Here is a 19,824-nt window from a genome sequence, read left to right as displayed (position 1 = left end):
TGGGGCTTGATAGCGTCCTCAAATTTCGACTCACGTCTTAAAATCAGACTATCATCTGAAACCGTAACTTTCGTTGTGGAAGGCCAATGTTGCCCAATGTGACGGATGCCGGATTTCCGCGTTCATCTATGTGTGATAATGTCCTTTATCACACATTCAAAAGGATGCCGGCATGATCGAGGATGAGGACGAGGCTTTCGCCGACAACTACGCCGAGCGCGACCAGGCCAGGGCGCTGCGCGAGCAGGCCCGCGCGGGCGGCCTGCGCTTCGAGGCGTATTTACCCCCTGCCCTGGCCGACTGGCTGTTGGATCATATCGAGCGCGGCATGTTCGCCGATCCTTCCGAGGCGGTGTTCGCGATCGTCGGCAACTTCCGCGACCTGGAACCGCACCAGGATTTGCGGAACGAGCTGCTACGCCGGATGCTGGACGTATCGGCCGCCAAGCTGGAATCGGCTCGATCGGGCGAAACGGTGTTCGCCGAGCTGCGCGAGAAGATGGCCGCGCCGCGCCCCGAGGCGGCGCGCTGGGAGAAAGTCCAGCGGTGAACCAGCTCGCCCCCCTGCCCTCGCCCGAGCTGGCGTTGCCGGCCCTGGTCGCGGCGGCCGACGATCGCGCGCGGCTTCGTTTCCTTGAGTTTTTCGCCGTCACCATTCGCAACCCGCATACGCGCCGCGCCTATATGCGCGCGGCGGGCGACTTCCTGGCCTGGTGCGAGCTGCACGGCGTCGCCTCGCTCGCTGGCGTGCAGCCGCTTCACGTCGCGGCCTGGGTCGAGTCGCAAGGGGGCGAGTTGGCCCCGCCCAGCGTCAAGCAGCAGCTCGCCGGCGTGCGCGGCCTGTTCGACTGGCTGGTGACGGGCCAGGTGGTGCCGGTGAACCCCGCCGCATCGGTGCGCGGGCCGGCCTATAGCCAGCGGCGCGGCAAGACGCCGGTGCTGGTGCCCGATGAGGCGCGGCTAGTGCTCGATACGATCGACGTTGCCACCGATGCCGGCTTGCGCGACCGCGCCTTGATCGGGTTGATGGTCTATAGCTTCGCGCGGATCGGCGCGGCGATCACCATGCACGTCGAGGATGCTTTCGTGCAGAACCGTCGCCTATGGGTGCGGCTGCACGAAAAGGGCGGCAAGCGCCACGAAATGCCGTGCCACCACAATCTAGAGGAATATCTGTTGGCCTATATCGACGGGTGCGGCTTGCGCGACGATCGCAAGGGGCCGCTGTTCCGCACGATCGACAAGCGGACTAAGCGACTAAGCGACAGGCCCCTCCCCCAAGCCAATGCCTTCGCGATGGTGCGCCGGCGCGCGGCCGCTGCCGGCATCGGCACGGCGATCGGCAATCACTCATTCCGCGCGACCGGGATCACCACCTATTTGAAGAACGGCGGCACCTTGGAGACGGCCGCGACGATGGCGAACCACAGCTCGACGCGCACCACCCAGCTCTATGACCGCCGCCCCGATGACGTGACGCTGGACGAGGTGGAGCGGGTGTTGATCTAGGCGGCGAGCGCCGGCGCACAGGCCCAGCAATCGCCCTGCCAATGTAACCCTACCCGTTCCGCGTTGGCGACGACCGGCGGTGCGCCATCGCGCCAGAAAGCGCGCATCCTGGCGCGATCGTCCAGCCCGGTTTCCGTGGCGATCGAGCGCGCGGCCTGGATGAACTGCCCATGCCCGAACAGATAGACCAGCACGGCGGGCGGGAGTGCGGCCAGGTGCGCTAGGGTGCCTTCCACGCGCCGGAGGAAGCCGGCGAAGCTCTCCGCCCCTTCCCCGTCGCAATGATCGGGGTCGGCCGCCGTCCAGTAGCGTTCGACATGGGGCCGCCGATCGGCGGCGGCCGTGCCGTTCCAGCGCGCGGGTTGCAGATAGGTGAACTCCGCAATGTTCCACGTCTCCACCGGCACGCCGGGAAAGCGGGCGATGGTCGGCGCGGCCGTCTGCCGGGTGCGCTGGAACGGCGATGTGACGATCAGCGACGGCGTTTCGATCCATTCCCGCGCGAGCTGGCCCGCCTGCCCTGCCCCGCGCTCCGTTAGCGCGATCGACGCCACATCGGCGCTGGCAAGGCCGGTGTTGGCGGTGCTTTCCCCATGCCGGATGAATACGGCCCTCATGCTGGTTACTGGCGCAGGCGATCGGGCGTCCAGCCTTCGGGCAATTCGTCGCCTGGCTCGGGCAGCCGATTGGGCACCTTGTCGAGAATACGGCCCAGGCCGCTGCCGGTGCGGCCCTTCGCGCGGCGCGTGAAGAACTCGGCCGCCGTCTCGACAGCGCCGATCTTCTGCGCGACCGCCGTTGCGATCCATTGATTGAGGCTTACGCCATCTTCTTTTGCCAGTCGCGCCGCTGCTGCCTTGATCGAGGTTGGCAGCTTGAGCGGGTAAGTCGCCTTGCTCATTGTCATAACTCCTTCAACAGTTCGGCGGGCTGCATCAACCGGATTCCGAAGCGCGGGGCCGCGCCCCTGAAATCACGGATATTGTAGGTCACAAGCGCATCGGCTCGCCCGTTAATAGCCGCTTCCAACACCATTTCGTCGTCCGGGTCGCGCAGTTGCGGCCGCCATAGCAAATGAACCTCCACCGGCTCGACAAGCGCCGCCAGTTCGTCCAGCAGCTCATTCACGTCCTGCAATGACAGCCCCGTCACTTGCCGTTGTTCTGGCCTTTTCAGCACGTCCTCATATTCGAGGAACAGCGACGGCGTGGCCAGTATCTTCAAGCGGCCATACTCGACGGCCCGCAGCAGGGCGAAGCTGGCTCCCGTTTGGCTCCGCAGCGCCGTGGCGATAACCGAGGTGTCCAATACGACTCTTTTCATCGCCGCCAATGTAACATCCTATGGGATGTTTTTCTAGACCGGCTTGGAGCGCCCTCCCCTTCCCGGCGCAATCCTCATACTCAGCAAATAACCGACTAAGCGATTAAGCGCTTGCCGCTGGCGCAGCACCGTGGCCGTACTCGCTACGCTCCCCAAGCCCGCAAGCGGTCTTGGCCCAAGGTGACGACCCACATGGCGGGGGCGAGATCGCAAGCGGATCTCGCGAGCGATTTGCCGGCATGCGCCGGCGCGTCGTTCGTTTGGGCGGGGAGAGAGCGTTCCGCCCCCTCTCCCCACGCAACGACAATCAGCGGGACCGAGGCTCAGTCGCTTCGCTCCCTGCGCCCGCACCACTCCCGCAGATTCTCGCTATACCGTGAGGACCGCGCGCAAGTGGCTTGAGCTGGCCGGAGCGCCGCTTTGCCCGATCGAGGATCATGGCCGGATGGAGCATGAGCCGCTGGACGATGACGCGAGCGAGGACGGGGAGGATTAAGCGCCGCCGCCCCTTTCATTCGGCCGCAATTCGCCCTATGGCCACATGCAAACATGCGATCATGTAAGGACATTCACATGCCAACAATCGCGATTATCAGTCAGAAAGGCGGCGCGGGGAAAACCACCCTCGCCTTGCACCTGGCCGCCGCCGCCGAGGATTCCGGGCATACCGCGCTGGTGATCGACCTAGACCCGCAGGCGACGGCGAGCCAATGGGCGGCATGGCGGCAGGATGCGCCCCCGGTCGTGATCGACAGCGCGCCCCCTCGCCTCGCCGCCAAGATCGAGCAGGCGACGGCGCAGGGCGCGCAGTTCATCGTGATCGACACCCCGCCCCATGCCGACAGCGCCGCCAGCGCCGCCGTCGAGGCGGCCGACCTGGTGTTGATCCCCTGTCGGCCTAGCGCGTTCGACCTAGCCGCGATCAAGACGACCGCCAGCCTTGTGAAAATGCGCGGCAAGCCCGCTTTCGTGATCTTCACCGCAGGAAGCCCGACCGCGCCGCGCATGTATGAGGAAGCCGCGCAGCTCGTGCAGGATTATGGGCTGGACGCCTGCCCGCACCATATCGCCGACCGCGCCGCCTTCCGCCATGCGGCGGCCGAGGGGAAAACCGCAATGGAGATCGAGCCAAGCGGGAAAGCGGCCGACGAGGTGCAGCAGCTTTACAAGTGGACATGCGGGCATGTAAATATGCAAGCATCTAGGAAATGGAGGGCCAGTGCATGAGCCGGAAGGGATCATTGCTTGCATTGCGGGATCGCGACCCCGCGCCGTCGCCGGCGTCGGCCGAGCCGGAGGGGAGGGCGGTCGCGCCGATCGCCGCCAGCACCGGCCCAGGCCCCGCCAGCAGCCCGGTTGCGCCGAGCCGTCAGGGCAAGAAGGCGATGACGGGCTATTTCAGCCCGGAAATGTCGTTCGCCATGCACATGACCGCCCGCAAGCATGGCATGAGTCTACAGGATGCAATGGCCGAGGCGTTCAACGACTGGCTGCGAAAGATGGGGGAAAGTCCTGTAGGCAAGTGAGCATATTCACATGCAAACATGCGGACATGTGAACTTGCTCACTTGCCGGCAAAGGGCCGGGATCAGCGCAATGGCTTGCGTTCGTGCCGTTTCTTGCAGAATCCGAGGAAGGCTCCGGCAGGGCTTTTGAGTTCGGGCTTGCCCATGTCGTGCCACCACGACACCCATTCGTCATAGAGCGCGTAAACGTCATAGCCTGGCGCGGCGGTCTTGGCGTCGTGCATGGTTTCCGAGTCGATATAGGGCGCATCGTCGCCGGCGCTGGCGGCGATCGGCGGCGACGCCTTGAGGCCGGAGCGGTTGCGGAACAGGATCACGTCATCGTCCATCGTCACCGCATAGTCGGGAAAATGGCCGTGTTCCGCGTCATGCTCGCAGACCTTTTTGACCAAGGCCCGGAAAACCCGGATCGGGCTGTTGGAGCCGCATTTCTTCTGTAGCAGCTCTAGCCCGATCTTCCATTCGTCCTTCATGCCGCAATGCTTGCGGGCCAGCTCATACATGCGCCGCTCGAACGGCTTGCGGAGCCGGAAATAATCCCGGTGCAGGGTCAGGACGTTTTTGCTGATAACAGAGCGATAGACCCATTCCGACAGGGTGATTTCAAGATCGAGCATCCGGCCATCGAATGTCTTGCGCGTGATCTTGGCTTCTTCGATCAGGCCGAAAATCCGCGTTTCCTCTATGCCGCCGGTCTGGATATTGGTCCGCACCGTGGTTCCGCGCAGGCGGGTGAGGGCGTCGGCCATCAGCCTATAGCCTTCACCGCTGGTTTGCCGGTTGGTGGCGACGAGCATGTCATAGGCTTGCAGGCGAACGGTGCGGCTAGGTTGCTCGCCCTGGTTCATCTTCGCGACGAGCTGCGAGATGCAGTAGATCAATATGTCCTTGTCATGGATCGTCGCCAGGCCCTTGCCCGAGGGGATAATCTCGATGACGTTGCCGTTATGCTCGTAGCGCCGTGTCCGGTTGTCGGGCTTGGTGGAGAGCGAGAACACCGGATGCTCCATCGAGGCCATGTCGTCCTTCGGGATCGCGTCCAGCACGTCGCAGATGAACAAGTCCTGGTTGGGATGCCGCACCGGCAGCAGGGGCGTGCGATCGTCGCCGTCCACGGCGGGGGGCGGGGTGTCGAACAGGGAAGGGGAGGGGTCTATCGTCATTTCAGTGACAGAGAGCTACTATCGTCATTTCACATACGCAAGCGGATATCGTCATTTCAGATTCAGGGGCCGTGCTATCGTCATTTCGATTACGCTTGCGGGGCAGGGGCGGTGCCTGGCGCTATCGTCAGAGTGGATTCGCCTTTTCGTCACTCTGGATTCGCTTTTTCGTCAGAGCTGATTCACCGCGAGGCAAAATCATCCCAAAAAACCGAGGATTTCCGCGCCTTTCCGCGCATGGCAAATTTCCGTAACACATCACTAAACCCATATTTTAACACTCGGCGGGCTGTGGATAACTTTCCGGCGTCGTGGTTTCACCCACCGTCCCACCACAAAAGAAAAGAAGAAAGCACCGCCTCTTGGGGCTTCGCCCCGCCGGCTCACGGCCTTCGGCCGCCCCGGATCGCTAAAGCGATCCTCCCACCCGGCATCCCCATAATGAGCCGGCTTTGCCGGCACGCTTTTTGTTGGTGTATGGGATTTGCCCAACCGCCGCGCCCATCCTGCCAGCTTCGCGCCCAGCTCCACCGTCGCGAATTGGCTTTCCAAGAAGCCGAGCGGAGAGGGCGGCGATCCATTCGAAAGGGCAGGGCAGGCGGAAACGTCGCGACTGGCGCGCTTCCGGGGCGCCCAGCCTCATTTCGGGCGTTTGGAAGGGTCGGGGAAGGTCGAGCGTCCCATGCCGCTCTACGGGCTTCCCAGGGCAGGGCGCTTTTCTGCGTGTAGATCCTCGCCGCGCCGTTTAAACGCGCCGCACCTGATCGAACCGGCCCGCGAACTCGCGATCGGCATGATAGGCGAGCTTGGTGGCGACGATCGGGCGCTGGCCCGCGAGGAACAGGAGCTGCAAGTCGGGCCGCAGCGTGCGGACTTCATCGGGGGTCAGCAGCGGGCGGCCGACATGCTGCACGCCGAACGAGATTCCGGTTTCCTCCGCATCAAGGGCGCGGCTCATGGTCTCGAACATCACCGTTTCCTGGCCGAGCAGATCGGAGACGAGTTTCGCGCTGTCATGGTCATTGACGCTGAATATCTGCAATGCCCCGGCGTTCGAGAAGAAGGTGCCGGCGCGATCACGGTAGAGCGCGCGGAGCTGGTGAATATCCTGGCAGATCGGCCAGAGCTGGACGCCGTAGCCCGCCATCAGGCCCATAGCGCGTTCCACCGGATCGAGACGGCCGAGCGCGGCAAATTCATCGAGCAGGAACAGGACGGGGCGGGCAGGGGCCGCGCCGCCGCGCGACAGATCGGTGAGGGCTTGCGCGATCATCAGGCGCAGCCAGCGGGCATAGGCGGCGATGCGATCGGGGGGCAGGACGAGGAACACGGTCGCCGGCGATGCCTTCATGTCGGCGAACGCGAAATCCGAGCGGCCGAGAACCTGGCCCATGCGTGGGGAATCGAGGAAATGGGTATGGCGCTGCGCGGCCGACAGCACGCCCGAGGCTTCCTTGTCGGACTTGCCGAGGTGGCGATTGGCGGCGCGCGCGACCAGGCCGCCTTGTGCCTGCATGTCAGAGAGCAGGGCGGCGAAGGCTTGCGGGGCGAGCGTCAGATGATCGCGCAGCGTGGCGAGGGTGCGGGTCGCGGGCAGCTCGCTGGCGACGATATGGAGGATCAGGCCGGCGATCAGCGCCTTGGCTTCGTCGTTCCAATGCGCCTCGCCGGCTTCGCCGGGAGCGTCATAGACCAGCGCGTCAGCGAGCGTCATGGCGTCGTCGGCCAGATCGAGGCCGGCGGGGTCGATGCGATCGAGTGGATTGAACGCGGCCGAGGGTAGGCCGGTGATGCCGAACGGGTCGAGGACATGGACCGGGCCGAACCGGGCGCGCTCGCGCGCGGTGACGATCGCGTTCTCGCCCTTGGGGTCGATGCAGATGACCGGGCCGGGATAGTCGATCAGGTTGGGAATGATCGTGCCCACCCCCTTGCCGGTGCGCGTCGGCGCGATCGTCAGCAGATGGGCGGTGCCGGGATAGCGCAGCAGCTTGCGGGTTTTCATGTCGCGGCCGATCAGCAGGCCGGTATCGGCGCGGGCGAGGGCGCGTGTCTCGTTCGCCGTGGCGAAGCGGGCCGAGCCGTGGGTGTCGTCGCTGTCGGGACCGCCATAGCGCAGGATCAGCGGTTGAAAGAGGGCGCGCAGGGTGACGAGGATCACGACCAGGCCGGTGAGCATCATCACCGGCTGATAGATCAGGGAGTCGCGCGGCAGGCCGAGCAGCTTGCCGAGCAGGAGCGGCATCCCGAGGCCCAGCACCAGGCCGACGATCAGGAACAGCATCGCCACGCCGAACAGGTGCCGAATGAGCGCGATCGGGCTAAGGGTCAGGGCGGTGATCGCCCATATCGGATTGCGGCGCGATAGGCGGGCGACGTTGCGGAGCGCGCGGCCGAGCTGGCGGAACCATTCCACGACTATCACGATGCCCCCCGTTCATCGTGCGCGTCGGCTTCCGCATCGAACGCGCGTTTGCCCCGCCGCTTCCACAGCGCCAGCGTGTTGCCATCCTCGCGCGCCCGCGCCCTGGCGGCAAGATCGAGCATCGCGCCGTAGAGCGTCGCGCGATCGTCGTCGGTGAGATCGACCAGGCCGGCTTTCTGGACGAGGCCGCCCAGCTCTATGAGGTGGCGGGTGCGTTCGCGTCGGGCCACGACCCATCCCCTCGTATCGGTGCGGCGCGCGGCAGCTTCAACGCGGTACGTCGCCTGTCGCAGCTTCGCCGCCGCCTTGTCGGTTGCCAGCATCGCCCTTGCGAGCCTTGCGCCCGCGCCGCTGAAAAAAGGCCGCGCCCTTCACGCGCCACGCCTCCCTTTCGTCCGCGCTGGTCGATTCCACGGCGGCGATGAGCGCGCCGGCCAGCGTGTCGAGGTCGAGCGCATCGGCCCCGGTGAACGTGACCAGCTCGCCGAGCTGCTGCACCTTCTTCGCCTTGAGCGTGCGCGCCTTGTCGTTCAGCGCCCGCAGCTCTGCGTCATAGTCGCGCACCTTCCGCATCTTCTCTCCCTCGCGCTCATGAACAAGAAGCCGCAGCGTAGCACGGTCGCGCGCGCTAGGAAGCGTTTCGATTAAGAAATGCGGCGAAGTCAATCATGCGAACAGCAGAGAGTTTGAGTGCGCGCTTATACGTCGTTGCCGACGTGCGCTAAGAAGGGCAGTATGGTTGCCATCATGGCGATCTACCATTTCTCGGCCAAGATCATCAGCCGCGCCAACGGATCGAGCGCCGTTGCCAGCGCGGCCTATCGCGCGGCGGAACGGCTGCACGATGACCGACTCGGGCGCGACCATGATTTCTCGAATAAGGCCGGCGTCGTTCATTCGGAAATCATGGCTCCGCAAGGTGCGCCAGAGCGTTTAAACGATCGCGCGACCTTGTGGAACGAGGTCGAGGCCCGCGAGAAGCGCAAGGACGCGCAGCTTGCCCGCGAGGTCGAGTTCTCGATTCCGCGCGAGCTGAACCAGCAGCAGGGCGTCCAGCTTGCCCGCGAGTTCGTCGAAAAGCAGTTCGTGGAACGCGGCATGGTCGCGGACATGAATGTGCATTGGGACCTGGGGAAGGACGGGCAACCCAAGCCGCACGCGCATGTCATGTTGTCGATGCGCGAAGTAGGGCCGGAGGGCTTCGGCCAGAAGGTGCGCGAGTGGAACAGCACGGCGCTCTTGCAAGAATGGCGCGAGGCCTGGGCCGATCACGTCAACGAGCGGTTGGCCGAGCTGGATATTGACGCCCGCATAGATCATCGGACGTTGGAGGCGCAGGGGATCGACCTAGAGCCGCAACACAAGATCGGGCCGGCTGCGTCGCGGATGCCCGACCAGGGGCTTGAGGCCGAGCGGGTCGAGGACCATGCCCGGATCGCGCGCGAGAATGGCGAGAAGATCATTGCGCGGCCCGAGATCGCATTGGATGCGATCTCGCGCCAACAGGCGACGTTCACCCGGCGCGACCTGGCGCAGTTCGCGTTCCGCCACAGCGACGGCAAGGATCAGTTCGATCAGGTGATGAGCGCGGTACGGACCTCGCCCGAGCTGGTGGCGCTGGGGAAGGATGGGCGCGGCGAGGATCGCTTTACCTCCCGCGACATGATCGACACCGAGCAACGGTTGGAGCGCGCCGGCGATCGGCTTGCAGGACGGGAGGCGCATGGTCTCCCGGCGATGGAGCAGTCCTTACGGTCCACCGCCGGGAGTGAGGGCCTTAAGCTGGGGAGCCAGCAGGAAGCCGCGCTGGCGCATATAACAGGGGGCAAGGATATTGCCATCGTCGTCGGCTATGCTGGCACCGGCAAATCGACCATGTTGGGCGTTGCGCGCGACGAATGGGAGCGGGCCGGCTATCAGGTACGCGGTGCGGCGCTGTCGGGGATCGCGGCCGAGGGCTTGGAAGGCGGCTCCGGCATCCAGTCGCGCACGATCGCCAGCATGGAATATCAGTGGGGCCAGGGCCGCGAGCTGCTAGGCCCGCGTGACGTGCTGGTGATAGACGAGGCCGGGATGATCGGCACGCGCCAGATGGAGCGCGTGCTGTCCGAGGCAAGCCAAGCAGGGGCGAAGGTGGTCCTTGTCGGCGACGCCGAGCAGTTGCAGGCGATCGAGGCCGGCGCGGCGTTCCGGTCCCTTGCCGAGCGCTACGGGGCGGCCGAGATCAACGAGGTTCGCCGCCAGCATGAGGACTGGCAACGCGACGCGACGCGGGCGCTGGCGACGGGTCGAACCGGCGAGGCGATCCATGCCTATGAGCAGCACGGCATGGTCCACGCGGCCGAGACGCGCGAGGCGGCGCGGGCCGAGCTGATCGACACATGGGACGCGCAGCGGCTTGCCGATCCCGACAAGACGCGGATCATCCTCACCCACACCAATGCCGAGGTTCGGGATTTGAACCTGGCCGCGCGCGATCGGCTGCGCGACGCCGGCGAGCTGGGGCAGGACGTGCGGATTTCGGCCGAGCGGGGCGTGCGGGAGTTCGCCAGCGGCGACCGCATCATGTTCCTCAAGAACGAGCGCGGACTAGGCGTGAAGAACGGCACGCTGGGCCAGGTCGTGCGCGTGTCGCCCGACAGCATGGCGGTGCGGCTTGACGATGGCCGCCGCGTCGCATTCGACCTGAAAGATTATGCCCATGTCGATCATGGCTATGCCGCGACCATCCACAAATCGCAGGGCGTGACGGTCGATCAGGGGCATGTGCTGGCGACGCCGGGGATGGACCGCCATTCCGCCTATGTGGCGCTGTCGCGGCACCGTGAGGGAGCGCAGATCCATTACGGCCGCGATGACTTCGCCGACGTGTCCCGGCTTGTCCGCACGCTGGGGCGCGAGCGGGCGAAGGATATGGCGTCTGACTATCCGATGTATCGGGACCGGGACGCCGAGGCGCAGTCGTTCGCCGATCAGCGCGGGCTGTCGGGCGAGATCCGCGTTGCGGATGCACCCGAGCGGAAGGGCGTGGAGCTTCTAGGTCCGCGGGCGGGCACCATGCGCCAGATGGGCGAAGATCCACGCGCGGTTCGCGATGCCGGCGACCGCGGCGCTGGCGATGCGAAGGCCGCGGCCGAGCGACAGCTGCGGCGCGGTATGTTCGGCGGGTTGAAGCTGTCGGCCGAGCGCCCAGCGCCGGCGCAAGAGCGCGCGCAGGGCGACAAGCCGAAACGCGGCATGTTCGCCGGCTTGAAGCTCGACGCGACGCCGGCGACGCCGGCGCCGGCCAAGGCCCACGAGCAGAACCAGGACCGCGCCTTTGTCCGCGCCGTCGAGTGGGCGTCGCGCTCGAGCGAGGCGGTTTTGCAATCCCGCGCATCGGGCGCGCCCGTCCTCGAGCATCAGAAAGTCGCGCTCGAGCGCGCGGTGCAGGCGCTCGACCAGATCAGGCCGGGAGCGTCGGACGATATGGTCGCGGCCTACAGGCGCGATCCAGTCTTGCTGCACGACGCAGCGGCGGGGCGCAGCGGCCCGATGATCGAGGCGATGCGCCAAGAAGCGCGCGTGCGCGCCGATCCTGCCTTGCGCGCCGATCGGTTCGTAGAACGCTGGCAACAGCTCTCCCAGGACCGCGACCGGCTTTATCGCGCCGGCGACATGACGGGCCGTGAGAAGGCGGGCAAGGAAATGGCGGGCATGGCGAAAAGCCTTGAGCGCGATCCACAGGTGGAATCGATCCTGCGCGACCGCTTGCGCGAGCTGGGGCTAGAGATCGGCATGAGCCAGAGCCGCGACCTTGGCCGCGAATTGTCGCGGGGGTTGGAGATCGGCCGCGATCGAGGAATGAGCCGATAGGGAGAGAAAACGGATATGGACGAGGATGACCGGGAAGGCGAGGATGGCGCGGCGCGTGCGTTCGCCCAGCTAGGGCGTGAGGTGTCGTTGCTGCGCGCGGCCGTGGAGGGATTGACCGCCGCGCGCGAGACTATCGACATTCCCGACTATGAGCCGACGCTGGAGCGCACCGAAAAGATATTGGTGGCGTTGGTCCACCAGATCGATGGCCTCGCCAAGAAGCCGGCGATGACGCTCACCCCGGAGACGATGGGGCAGCGTTTAAACGCTTCGGTCGCCGATGCGACACGGGAATTGCAGCACCAGGTTCAATCGGCGAAATCGGCGATGGCGGGTGCGGCGCACGACCTGCAAAACATGGTCGCATCCGCGCGCCGGGGCGACGAGCAGAATATGTGGCTGATATGGGCCGGCATGGGCGGCCTGGTGTTCGGATTATTCCTCTATGCGCTGATGGGCGGGCCGATCGCGCGTCTCGCGCCGGCGAGCTGGCAATGGCCCGAGCGTGTGGCGGCGCGCGTGCTGGACGAACCCTCGATATTCGATGCGGGACAGCATTTGATGCGAACCGCCAATGCGGACGGGTGGCGCGCGATCGTCGCCGGGGCCAATCTGGTGAAGGATAATAGCGAGGCGATCGACCGATGCCAGCAACAGGCCGCGAAGGCGAAGAAGGCGGTGCGCTGCACGATCGACGTGAAGGTGACGGAATAGGCATGGAGGTTTCCGCCGAATTGGACCGAACGACCTTGCCGGCGCTGATCGACCGGACGGTGCGCGCCGAGGCGCGGGAGGATGCGCCGCCCAGGCCAAGCGCGGCGAGTGGATGTACGGCAGCGTCGAGCCCCTGGGGTTCACCGAACCCGACGCGCATGGCTGGATGGCAATCGCGCTCTCCGCCTCGCCCAAACGCTGGATACCGCGTGCGCTGTGCTTCTGGCGCGAGGTTGTGTCGATGGGTGCGAACGTCAGTTTGGAGCAGATGGCGCACCCCGCGCACGCGCCGGCGCGCTGGCCGGGGATCGAGCGGGCGGTGCTGGCCTATATCGCTGCATCCTTCCCTCCTCTTGCCCTCACTGATTCAGCGGGTGAATCAATCACGCGCCACTGCTTCAAATAAGTCGTCGGACTTCGCGGACGCGATTTTGTAGGCTTTGCGCCATGAAAGGCGCAATTCTCCCTGACCCGATCGAGTTGGTGGCGCTCGATCCGGCACGCAACATCCGGCGGCGTTACAGCATTGTGGCTAGGTTCGACCTGTTCGGCATGATCGTGGTCGAAACCCGCTGGGGCCGGGTTGGGGCGCGTGGTCAGGCCCAGCACCATGCCTTCGACGATCATGCGGCGGCCGACCGTCATATCGCCGCGACCTTGCGCCGGCGCGGCACCGCCGAGAACCGGATCGGGGTGGTCTATAAGACTATGACACCCGCCAGCGGTTCGGCCGAGGCCGGCTAAGCCCGCTCGGCGGAGGATCCAAGAGGGCATAGCGTGGATGGTACGCTAAACAACGCTAAGGGCGAACAATCAGCGAACGCTTAGGCGGCGCGGCTATCCGGCGGCAGATTGAGGGCCTTGCGGCCAGCGGAAGCGGCTGCTCGATCCCAGAGGAAATCGCCCGAGAAAGCAATATGCTCCCAACCTACTGGGACGTATGGGCGAGTAGATCATCAGGCACCGCGACCGATGTTGATCGTAGATGCTGGGCGGCGGCATCCATGTAGATCGTGTTCCAATAGACGATCGCGGCGACGAGCAGATTGAGGCCGGACGCCCGATATTGCTGCGCCTCGTGGCTGCGGTCGATGATGCGGCCCTGGCGGAATGTGTAGATCGCCTGCGTCAGGGCATGGCGCTGCTCGCTGTTGTTGAGACCGGCATGGCATCGCCGGCGCAGATCGGGATTTTCTAGCCAGTCCAGCATGAACAGCGTCCGCTCGATCTTGCCGATTTCCTGTAGCGCGACATCGAGCTGGTTCTGCCGTTCGTAGGCAGCGAGCTTTCGCAGCATGACCGATGGCGCGACATGGCCGGCCTTGATCGACCCTACGAGGCGCAGCACGTCTTCCATTGCTCACCGATGATGTCGGTGCGGATACGCTTGCCCAACAGCGGGGTGATGGACGGATAGGCCGTGACCGGCGCGATCGGCGCGAGCCGCCTGTCGGGGAAGTCGCGCAGGCGCGGGCAGAAGCGAAATCCCAGCATCGCGCACAGGGCGAAGACATGATCGGTCGCCCCGCCGGTGTCGGTGTAATGCTCGACGATCCTGAGATCGGTGCCGTGGCTGGTGAGGCCGTCGAGGACATAGGGCGCCTCATGCGTCGCGGCCGAGATCACTTTGACGTGGTAGGGCGCGCGCTGATCAGAATTATGGTGTAGAAGCTGAAGCCATGATCGACGCCATAGCGGGCGTTGATATCGCCGCCCGACGCGCCGCGCTTCGCGGCCCTGAAGAACTGGCCATCGGAACTGGACGTGGTGCCGTCGCCCCATACTGGCCCAGTCGGCCCGAAGCTGCGATTTTGGCCATGTTGAAGAACAAAGATTGAACATGGCGATCTACCAGGCTCGCTCTTGTCCTCCAATCTCGTAAACATCGGTCTCGATCGAGCACCTGTAGCTCTCTGCGATGTTGAACATCTCTTGAGAACACCGGGAATAAAGGGGCCACGGATCGGCCAGTCTCACCGGATTAAAAAGGGGCCAGTCCTGCTAGACCTCCGTTTTTGGGCGGAGGTGGAGGATGAAGAGAGTGGAGCTTTATCAGAAGGTCCGCCGCGCCGTGCTGATTGACGGGATGAGCCGTCGCGCTGCCGCCCGGTATTTTGGGATCAATCGCAAGACCGTCGACAAGATGCTGTGCTTTCCAGAGCCAGCAGCGCACGGCCGGAGCGGGCAAACCTACAGCCGCAAGCTGTCCGGATTTACCGACATCATTGACCAAATCCTGGTGGATGACCGCAAGGTTCACATCAAACAGCGACACACTGCCGCGCGTATTTTCGAGCGTCTGCGCGATGAACATGGCTTCACCGGCGGCATCACCATTGTTCGCGACTATGTGGCGGGCGCCAAGTTGCGCAGCCGCGAGGTGTTCATACCATTGAGCCACAAGCGGGGCATGCGCAGGTGGATTTTGGTGAGGCGGACGGGATCATCGACGGCAAGTTGGTGCGGTTCCACTATTTCTGCATGGACCTGCCGCACAGCGATGCGCCGTTCGTTAAAGCCTATCCTGCCGAGGTGGCTGAGGCATTTTGCGAAGGGCACGTGGCGGCCTTTGCCTTCTTCGGCGGCATCCCGCAGTCGATCCTGTATGACAACACCAAGCTGGCAGTGGCGCAGATCCTGGGCGACGGGAAGCGCGAGCGCAGCCGGATGTTCTCGACCCTCCAGAGCCATTACCTGTTCGAAGACAAATTCGGGCGCCCCGGCAAGGGTAACGACAAGGGCAAGGTCGAGGGGCTGGTCGGTTATTCCCGCGCCACTTCATGGTGCCGAGGCCAGAGGCGCCCAGCTTTGATGCGCTGAACGCGCGCTTTGTCGAACAATGCATGGAGCGACGACAGGCCATCTTGCGCGGGCATGAGCGCAGCATCGGTGACAGGCTGGTGGCTGATCTGGCGGCTTTATGCCGCTACCGGCGGTGCCGTTCGATCCCTGCATATGGTGACGGGGCGGCCTCGTCGATGTCGCTGGTGCGCTATCGTACCAATGATTATTCGGTGCGACGGCCTATGCCACCAGGAGGTCGTATCAAAGGCTATGTCGATCGGGTTGCGATCATCTGTGCGGGGAGCTGATCGCAGTGCATCCGCGCAGCTATGAGCGGGAGACTTCATTGCCAACCCGCTGCACTATCTGGCGCTGTTAGAACAGAAACCCCGCCGCTTGATCAGGCAGCGCCGCTCGATGGCTGGGTGCTGGCTGAACCGATGCATCGCATCCGACGACTGATGGAGGCGCGCAGCGCAAAGAGGGACGGCGCGATTCATCCAGGTGCTGCGGCTATGCGAACGCTTCGGCAGTCCCTGGTGGAATGGCAGTGCCCGGCGCTGGAGATGGGGGCAATCAGCTTCGATGCGATCAGATGATCGCGCTGGCCCGCCTCGAACAGCGTGTGCCGCGCCTCGATCTGCAATTTTACCCGCATTTGCCGCGCGCGAATGTCGGGCGTACCGATCCGCGCACCTACATGGGCCTGCTCTCGCAGGCAGCACTCCAGCGACGGGAGTGGCAGCATGAGTGATCCCATGATGCCGCTGCCAGCCATCGAGGCCGAACCCACCAGCGTGCCGCCGCTGTACTATGGCCAACCATCTCAAAGCGCTCAGCTGCCCACCTTTGTGCGCGAGTATGAGAAGGTCGCCTTCGAGGCCGCGCAGGATCGGGCCGATTACCCCGCTATCTGCTGCGCCTGTGCGAACTTGAACGGATTGATCGCGAGCGCCGGATGGTGGAGCGCCGTATCCGCATGGCTCGCTTCCCGCACACCAAGAGCTTGACACCTTCGACTTTGCAGCCCAGCCATCACTGAACAAGGCCTTGGTTCTGGAACTGGCGCGGTGAATGGATCGAGCGGCGGCGTAATGTCATTGCGCTGGGCCCCAGCGGCACCGGTAAGACCCACACCGCCCTCGCGCTAGGACTGGCTGCGTGCCAGAAAGGGCACAGCGTGGCCTTCACAACGGCCGCGGCGTTGGTCCATGACCTGATGGAGGCTCGCGACGAGCGTCGCTTGCGCAGCCTGCAAAAGCATCTGGCATCTGTAAAGCTGCTGATCCTCGACGAGTTGGGATATGTACCATTCACCGCCGTGGGCGGCGAGTTGCTGTTCGAGGTACTCAGCCAGCGCTATGAACGCGCAGCACGCTGATCACCAGCAATCTGCCCTTCGATGAATGGACATCGGTGTTCGGCTCCGAACGCCTGACCGGCGCCCTGCTCGACCGGCTGACACACCACGTCCACATTCTCGAGATGAATGGTGACAGCTTCCGTCTCGCCAGCAGCCGCAAGCGCCAGAAGGACAAGGGGAGGATAAATGACCTAAGAACGGCGGCCATCGGCAGCGGGAAATCGGCTTCCGCTCCGCTCCAGCCGTTCCCCGCTGCCGATGCTGCCCAGCCTCAACCTTGGGGCTTTTTGTTCAAACCAACTGGCCCCATTTTAAACCGGTGCCTGGCCCGTTTTTATCCCGGCGTTGACAAGCGTAGGCTTCTACGGCAAACCCTGCGGTCCGCAACGTGAAACTTAGTGCTTTTCGTATTGTCTCTTCGTCATCGACGATATGCACGACGCGCTTGTTCCCCATAGCCCCGAGATCGATCAATACGCAGTGCCGCGAGGGCAGCGCTTCAAGGGATACTTCTCTGCACGTTGGACTATGGTCCCAGGTCAAGAGTAAAAATTTGGCGAGGCAAAACGGCGAAGGACAGCGAAACTGTGAGGGTTCGGCTACTCCGCTCACACCAATGCCGCGGTCGCTGCGGCTCATTGCCGGGTCTCTGCTCCGGACGATGCATGCGAGTTGCCCGCGCCGCCCTCGGCGCGATCGAGCCATCGCTACGCTTCCATCACATCGTCGACCGGCAGCGGGTTACTGGCGCCCGGCGGGCGAGGGGGCGGGTTGGCCCTTGACGGCTGCGCGATCGGACGCCCAGGATAGCAGGGTGGCGCGCTTTACTTCGGGCTCAAGCTTCAGGTGCCCAGCAACGTCGAGGGGATCGATGAACGAGCGTGTGTGCGACACGACATATCCTCCTTCCCTGCCGCGATTTTCTCCGAAAGGGAGATCTCAGGAGATTGGTTCGGACTCGTTTAGGGTCAATGGATGAGGACGCGCACAGCGTTTGCCGGGCGTTCATTTCCGTCTTAGAACTGACGCGCAGCACGCCATTCAATCCGGTGGCGAACGGCCTCCGCGATCGCTGGCATGACGTCTATATCATTCGACGCATGTGCAACCGCGTTCGTGCTGACGATCCTTTCGACAAGCCCACCCAGAACCTGCGCTGCATCGCCGGCAAAAAGCGGATGCACGACCACGCAATCCGGTCGCGCGAACCCATGCCGACCAGTTGGCGCGCCGCCTCGGTGAGGGTCCGACCGGATGAGGCGATATCGTCGACCAGCACCGGCTGGCGATCGAGAAACGCTGGGCATTCGGAATCGAGATGGTGACGTGACGGTCGCCGGATCGGATTTTCTCGCACACGAGAAACGGAGCATCGGCATCGGCCGCCACCTGCGAGACCCACTGTTCGCTTTCCAGGTCGGACCGATGATCAGCGGGCGAGCGACATTGCGCTTGATCCACGAGGCCAAAAACGGCGCGGCATGAACAACCTGGGTTGGGATGCGGTAGATTTCCGACAATTCATGGTAGCGATGGAGATGCGGATCGACCGTCACCAGCCAGTCGAGATGGCGAGACAGGATCGCAGCAAAGGTTCGCGACGTCACCGCCTCGCCGGCATGGAAGCGTATGTCCTGGCGCATGTAAGCGAGGTAAGGGGCGACGAGCCCGATCCTGCGAGCGCCAAGATCGCGCGCGGTGTCGGCTGCGAACAGCAGCGGCAACAGCTTGGCGTCCGGATGATCGAGACTGGACAGCAGGATGACCTCGCGGTCGCTGACGTCGTTTCCGACCCTGAGATAGGTTTCCCCGTCAGGAAACTGACGATGCTCGATCGTGCCGACCTCTGCATCGAGCGCGGCGGATAGCGGCTGTGCCAGGGCCTCGCTGCCAGGCAGCGCGAACAGGACGGGACGGTTCATAGCGCTTCAATCCCGAAGATCGGCCCGTCGCTCACGGCATAGGCCGCCGCATAGTCGAGCTCGCCGGCTCTCGGCATGAATGCTACACAAGGGAGCCCCGGCATCCACCATCTGGTTCAGCCGACACTGCAGTGCGACGCCAGCGGCCTTGGCCACCGGCGCGCCGGCGAGCTTCGCGACCGTCGCGAGCTTGCGATTGTCGATACTCACCAGGCGGCCGCTATAGGGAGCGATCATATCCTGCTGAAACCGGGCGACCGGTGGAGCCCGCATGCCGCCCTGCGCTTCGCAGATACGTTGGAACTTGGCCCAGGCCCCGCCGCTTTCGAGACACGCCCGCGCACGCGCATAGCCTTCGCCGGCCGGGGCCGCGTCAGCGAGCTCAAGCAGTCCTCCCGCCAGCTCGCAGGCCCGGTGGGCGAGATCCTCGGCGCCCGGCTGCCCTGGAGGACGGCAAGGATATCCTGCGCCTCGAGCGCCGGGCCGATGCCCCGTCCGATCGGCTCCGCGCCGGGGCCGCGCATCACGCGCGTGCGAAGCCCGAAGGCTTGGGCGACCGAGCTCAGCGCGCGCTCGAGCGTATCGGCGGCATCGGTTCCGCGTACCTTGGCGGTCGGCCCGACCGGGATATCGATGACCAGATGGGTCGCACCGGCCGCGATTTTCTTGGACAGCACCGAGGCGACCATCTGCCCTACGGCATCGATATCGAGCACTCGTTCAACGCCGATGATCACATCGTCGGCCGGGCTGAGATTGACGGCGCCGCCCAGGCGATGCAGCCGCCTTCGCGCTCGACCACCTTGCGGATGGCGGAAACGTCGAGGTCGACAGGTGCAAGCACCTCCATCGTGTCCGCCGTGCCGGCCGGCGAGGTGATCGCCCGCGACGATGTCTTGGGCATGATCAGGCCCTCCGCGGCCATGATCGAGACGATGATCGGCGTGGTGCGATTGCCCGGCAATCCACCGACGCTATGCTTGTCGACGATGACCGCTCCGGACCACTGCAATCGCTCGCCGACATCGACCATCGCCCTGGTCAGGCTGATCGTTTCGTCCGTATCGAGCGGGACCGCTGAGCATGCCGTGATGAACGCCGAGAGATGGACATCGCTATAGCGTCGCTCGGCGATGTCGGTCATGATCGCTGAAAAAGCCCCTTCACTGAGACGATTGCCATAGATGCGCCGACGCACTTCGGCGAGCGAGGCGAGAGGCTGGGCGTGCGCGATCTCGAC

15 protein-coding genes and 7 pseudogenes are annotated in these 19,824 nt (G+C 64.5%); 11 read left to right on the top strand and 11 right to left on the bottom strand.

Going from position 1 to position 19,824, the window contains the following annotated elements:
- Nucleotides 1-172 precede the first annotated feature (172 nt).
- Nucleotides 173-550 (top strand): CopG family transcriptional regulator, encoded by a 378-nt coding sequence (locus tag CMV14_RS26190; protein ID WP_066969782.1) that lies wholly within the window; start codon nucleotides 173-175, stop codon nucleotides 548-550.
- A complete protein-coding gene (locus CMV14_RS26185; protein ID WP_066969780.1) occupies nucleotides 547-1,509 on the top strand; it encodes a tyrosine-type recombinase/integrase in 963 nt (320 codons plus the stop codon). Before CMV14_RS26190 ends, CMV14_RS26185 begins: the two co-directional genes overlap by 4 nt.
- Here CMV14_RS26185 and CMV14_RS26180 read toward each other — a convergent pair.
- From CMV14_RS26180 to CMV14_RS26170, 3 genes are read right to left on the bottom strand one after another with little or no spacing between them, the layout of a single operon-like run.
- On the bottom strand, nucleotides 1,506-2,126 hold the full coding sequence (locus CMV14_RS26180) for a histidine phosphatase family protein (RefSeq protein ID WP_066969778.1): 621 nt from the start codon (nucleotides 2,124-2,126) through the stop codon (nucleotides 1,506-1,508). The genes CMV14_RS26185 and CMV14_RS26180 overlap by 4 nt on opposite strands.
- Before the next feature lie 5 nt (nucleotides 2,127-2,131).
- On the bottom strand, nucleotides 2,132-2,410 hold the full coding sequence (locus tag CMV14_RS26175; protein WP_066969776.1) for a toxin-antitoxin system HicB family antitoxin: 279 nt from the start codon (nucleotides 2,408-2,410) through the stop codon (nucleotides 2,132-2,134).
- A 2-nt stretch (nucleotides 2,411-2,412) separates the two neighbouring features.
- Nucleotides 2,413-2,832, bottom strand: a complete 420-nt coding sequence (locus CMV14_RS26170; RefSeq protein WP_066969774.1) for a putative toxin-antitoxin system toxin component, PIN family — start codon at nucleotides 2,830-2,832, stop codon at nucleotides 2,413-2,415.
- Nucleotides 2,833-3,121: 289 nt separating this feature from the next.
- Here CMV14_RS26170 and CMV14_RS27675 point away from each other — a divergent pair.
- From CMV14_RS27675 to CMV14_RS26160, 3 genes and pseudogenes are all read left to right on the top strand, one after another.
- Nucleotides 3,122-3,328 (top strand): annotated as a pseudogene (locus CMV14_RS27675) (transcription elongation protein SprT); the annotation flags it as partial.
- A gap of 77 nt (nucleotides 3,329-3,405) precedes the next feature.
- Nucleotides 3,406-4,059 (top strand): ParA family partition ATPase, encoded by a 654-nt coding sequence (gene parA / locus CMV14_RS26165; protein WP_066969772.1) that lies wholly within the window; start codon nucleotides 3,406-3,408, stop codon nucleotides 4,057-4,059.
- A complete protein-coding gene (locus CMV14_RS26160; RefSeq protein ID WP_066969798.1) occupies nucleotides 4,056-4,358 on the top strand; it encodes a ribbon-helix-helix domain-containing protein in 303 nt (100 codons plus the stop codon). Before parA ends, CMV14_RS26160 begins: the two co-directional genes overlap by 4 nt.
- 62 nt (nucleotides 4,359-4,420) lie before the next feature.
- Here CMV14_RS26160 and CMV14_RS26155 read toward each other — a convergent pair whose 3' ends face one another.
- The 4 genes from CMV14_RS26155 to traD (CMV14_RS26135) form a co-directional block, all read right to left on the bottom strand.
- Entirely contained in the window at nucleotides 4,421-5,521 is a 1,101-nt protein-coding gene (locus CMV14_RS26155; protein WP_066969769.1) for a replication initiator protein A, read from the bottom strand.
- Between the two features lie 745 nt (nucleotides 5,522-6,266).
- Entirely contained in the window at nucleotides 6,267-7,937 is a 1,671-nt protein-coding gene (locus CMV14_RS26145; protein ID WP_066969767.1) for a type IV secretory system conjugative DNA transfer family protein, read from the bottom strand.
- A 5-nt stretch (nucleotides 7,938-7,942) separates the two neighbouring features.
- Nucleotides 7,943-8,176 carry a conjugal transfer protein TraD gene (gene traD, locus CMV14_RS26140; protein ID WP_066969765.1) on the bottom strand — a complete coding sequence of 78 codons (234 nt, stop codon included), beginning with the start codon at nucleotides 8,174-8,176 and terminating at the stop codon, nucleotides 7,943-7,945.
- A gap of 37 nt (nucleotides 8,177-8,213) precedes the next feature.
- Nucleotides 8,214-8,519 (bottom strand): conjugal transfer protein TraD, encoded by a 306-nt coding sequence (gene traD, locus CMV14_RS26135; protein WP_066969763.1) that lies wholly within the window; start codon nucleotides 8,517-8,519, stop codon nucleotides 8,214-8,216.
- A gap of 174 nt (nucleotides 8,520-8,693) precedes the next feature.
- Here traD (CMV14_RS26135) and traA point away from each other — a divergent pair, with 174 nt between their 5' ends.
- The 4 genes from traA to CMV14_RS26115 all read left to right on the top strand — a co-directional run bounded on the left by traA (nucleotide 8,694) and on the right by CMV14_RS26115 (nucleotide 13,259).
- The gene (traA, locus tag CMV14_RS26130) at nucleotides 8,694-11,801 is read left to right on the top strand and encodes a Ti-type conjugative transfer relaxase TraA (protein ID WP_066969796.1); all 3,108 of its coding nucleotides are present in this window, start codon (nucleotides 8,694-8,696) and stop codon (nucleotides 11,799-11,801) included.
- Between the two features lie 15 nt (nucleotides 11,802-11,816).
- The gene (locus tag CMV14_RS26125; RefSeq protein WP_066969761.1) at nucleotides 11,817-12,515 is read left to right on the top strand and encodes a DUF6118 family protein; all 699 of its coding nucleotides are present in this window, start codon (nucleotides 11,817-11,819) and stop codon (nucleotides 12,513-12,515) included.
- Between the two features lie 112 nt (nucleotides 12,516-12,627).
- A complete protein-coding gene (locus CMV14_RS26120; RefSeq protein WP_096367895.1) occupies nucleotides 12,628-12,921 on the top strand; it encodes a hypothetical protein in 294 nt (97 codons plus the stop codon).
- A 41-nt stretch (nucleotides 12,922-12,962) separates the two neighbouring features.
- Nucleotides 12,963-13,259: a WGR domain-containing protein gene (locus CMV14_RS26115; protein WP_066969757.1), complete on the top strand. Its 297-nt coding sequence runs from the start codon at nucleotides 12,963-12,965 to the stop codon at nucleotides 13,257-13,259.
- 80 nt (nucleotides 13,260-13,339) lie between these two features.
- Here the strand turns inward: CMV14_RS26115 and CMV14_RS26110 are convergent.
- Nucleotides 13,340-14,311: pseudogene (locus CMV14_RS26110) on the bottom strand (Tn3 family transposase); the annotation flags it as partial.
- 236 nt (nucleotides 14,312-14,547) lie between these two features.
- Here CMV14_RS26110 and istA point away from each other — a divergent pair.
- Nucleotides 14,548-16,053: pseudogene (gene istA / locus CMV14_RS26105) on the top strand (IS21 family transposase).
- 7 nt (nucleotides 16,054-16,060) lie between these two features.
- Nucleotides 16,061-16,832: pseudogene (gene istB, locus CMV14_RS26100) on the top strand (IS21-like element helper ATPase IstB); the annotation flags it as partial.
- 181 nt (nucleotides 16,833-17,013) lie between these two features.
- On the opposite strand, the pseudogene fixJ reads toward istB, so the two are convergent.
- From fixJ to CMV14_RS26080, 3 pseudogenes are all read right to left on the bottom strand, one after another.
- Nucleotides 17,014-17,118: pseudogene (gene fixJ / locus CMV14_RS27340) on the bottom strand (DNA-binding response regulator); the annotation flags it as partial.
- A 560-nt stretch (nucleotides 17,119-17,678) separates the two neighbouring features.
- Nucleotides 17,679-18,584, bottom strand: a pseudogene (locus tag CMV14_RS26085) (ribose-phosphate diphosphokinase).
- Nucleotides 18,581-19,824: pseudogene (locus CMV14_RS26080) on the bottom strand (thymidine phosphorylase); the annotation flags it as partial. The pseudogenes CMV14_RS26080 and CMV14_RS26085, both read right to left, overlap by 4 nt.

Origin of the sequence: Rhizorhabdus dicambivorans (genome assembly GCF_002355275.1) — a bacterium.
Taxonomy (GTDB): Bacteria; Pseudomonadota; Alphaproteobacteria; order Sphingomonadales; family Sphingomonadaceae; genus Rhizorhabdus; species Rhizorhabdus dicambivorans.
This window is presented reverse-complemented; position numbering and strand designations above follow the sequence as displayed.

Coding starts and splice junctions, on each gene's coding strand:
- CMV14_RS26175 (WP_066969776.1), bottom strand. CDS start 2,410: ATGAGCAAGGCGACTTACCCGCTCAAGCTGCCAACCTCGATCAAGGCA.
- CMV14_RS26190 (WP_066969782.1), top strand. CDS start 173: ATGATCGAGGATGAGGACGAGGCTTTCGCCGACAACTACGCCGAGCGC.
- CMV14_RS26180 (WP_066969778.1), bottom strand. CDS start 2,126: ATGAGGGCCGTATTCATCCGGCATGGGGAAAGCACCGCCAACACCGGC.
- traD (WP_066969763.1), bottom strand. CDS start 8,519: ATGCGGAAGGTGCGCGACTATGACGCAGAGCTGCGGGCGCTGAACGAC.
- CMV14_RS26170 (WP_066969774.1), bottom strand. CDS start 2,832: ATGAAAAGAGTCGTATTGGACACCTCGGTTATCGCCACGGCGCTGCGG.
- parA (WP_066969772.1), top strand. CDS start 3,406: ATGCCAACAATCGCGATTATCAGTCAGAAAGGCGGCGCGGGGAAAACC.
- CMV14_RS26125 (WP_066969761.1), top strand. CDS start 11,817: ATGGACGAGGATGACCGGGAAGGCGAGGATGGCGCGGCGCGTGCGTTC.
- CMV14_RS26120 (WP_096367895.1), top strand. CDS start 12,628: ATGTACGGCAGCGTCGAGCCCCTGGGGTTCACCGAACCCGACGCGCAT.
- traA (WP_066969796.1), top strand. CDS start 8,694: ATGGCGATCTACCATTTCTCGGCCAAGATCATCAGCCGCGCCAACGGA.
- CMV14_RS26160 (WP_066969798.1), top strand. CDS start 4,056: ATGAGCCGGAAGGGATCATTGCTTGCATTGCGGGATCGCGACCCCGCG.
- CMV14_RS26155 (WP_066969769.1), bottom strand. CDS start 5,521: ATGACGATAGACCCCTCCCCTTCCCTGTTCGACACCCCGCCCCCCGCC.
- CMV14_RS26115 (WP_066969757.1), top strand. CDS start 12,963: ATGAAAGGCGCAATTCTCCCTGACCCGATCGAGTTGGTGGCGCTCGAT.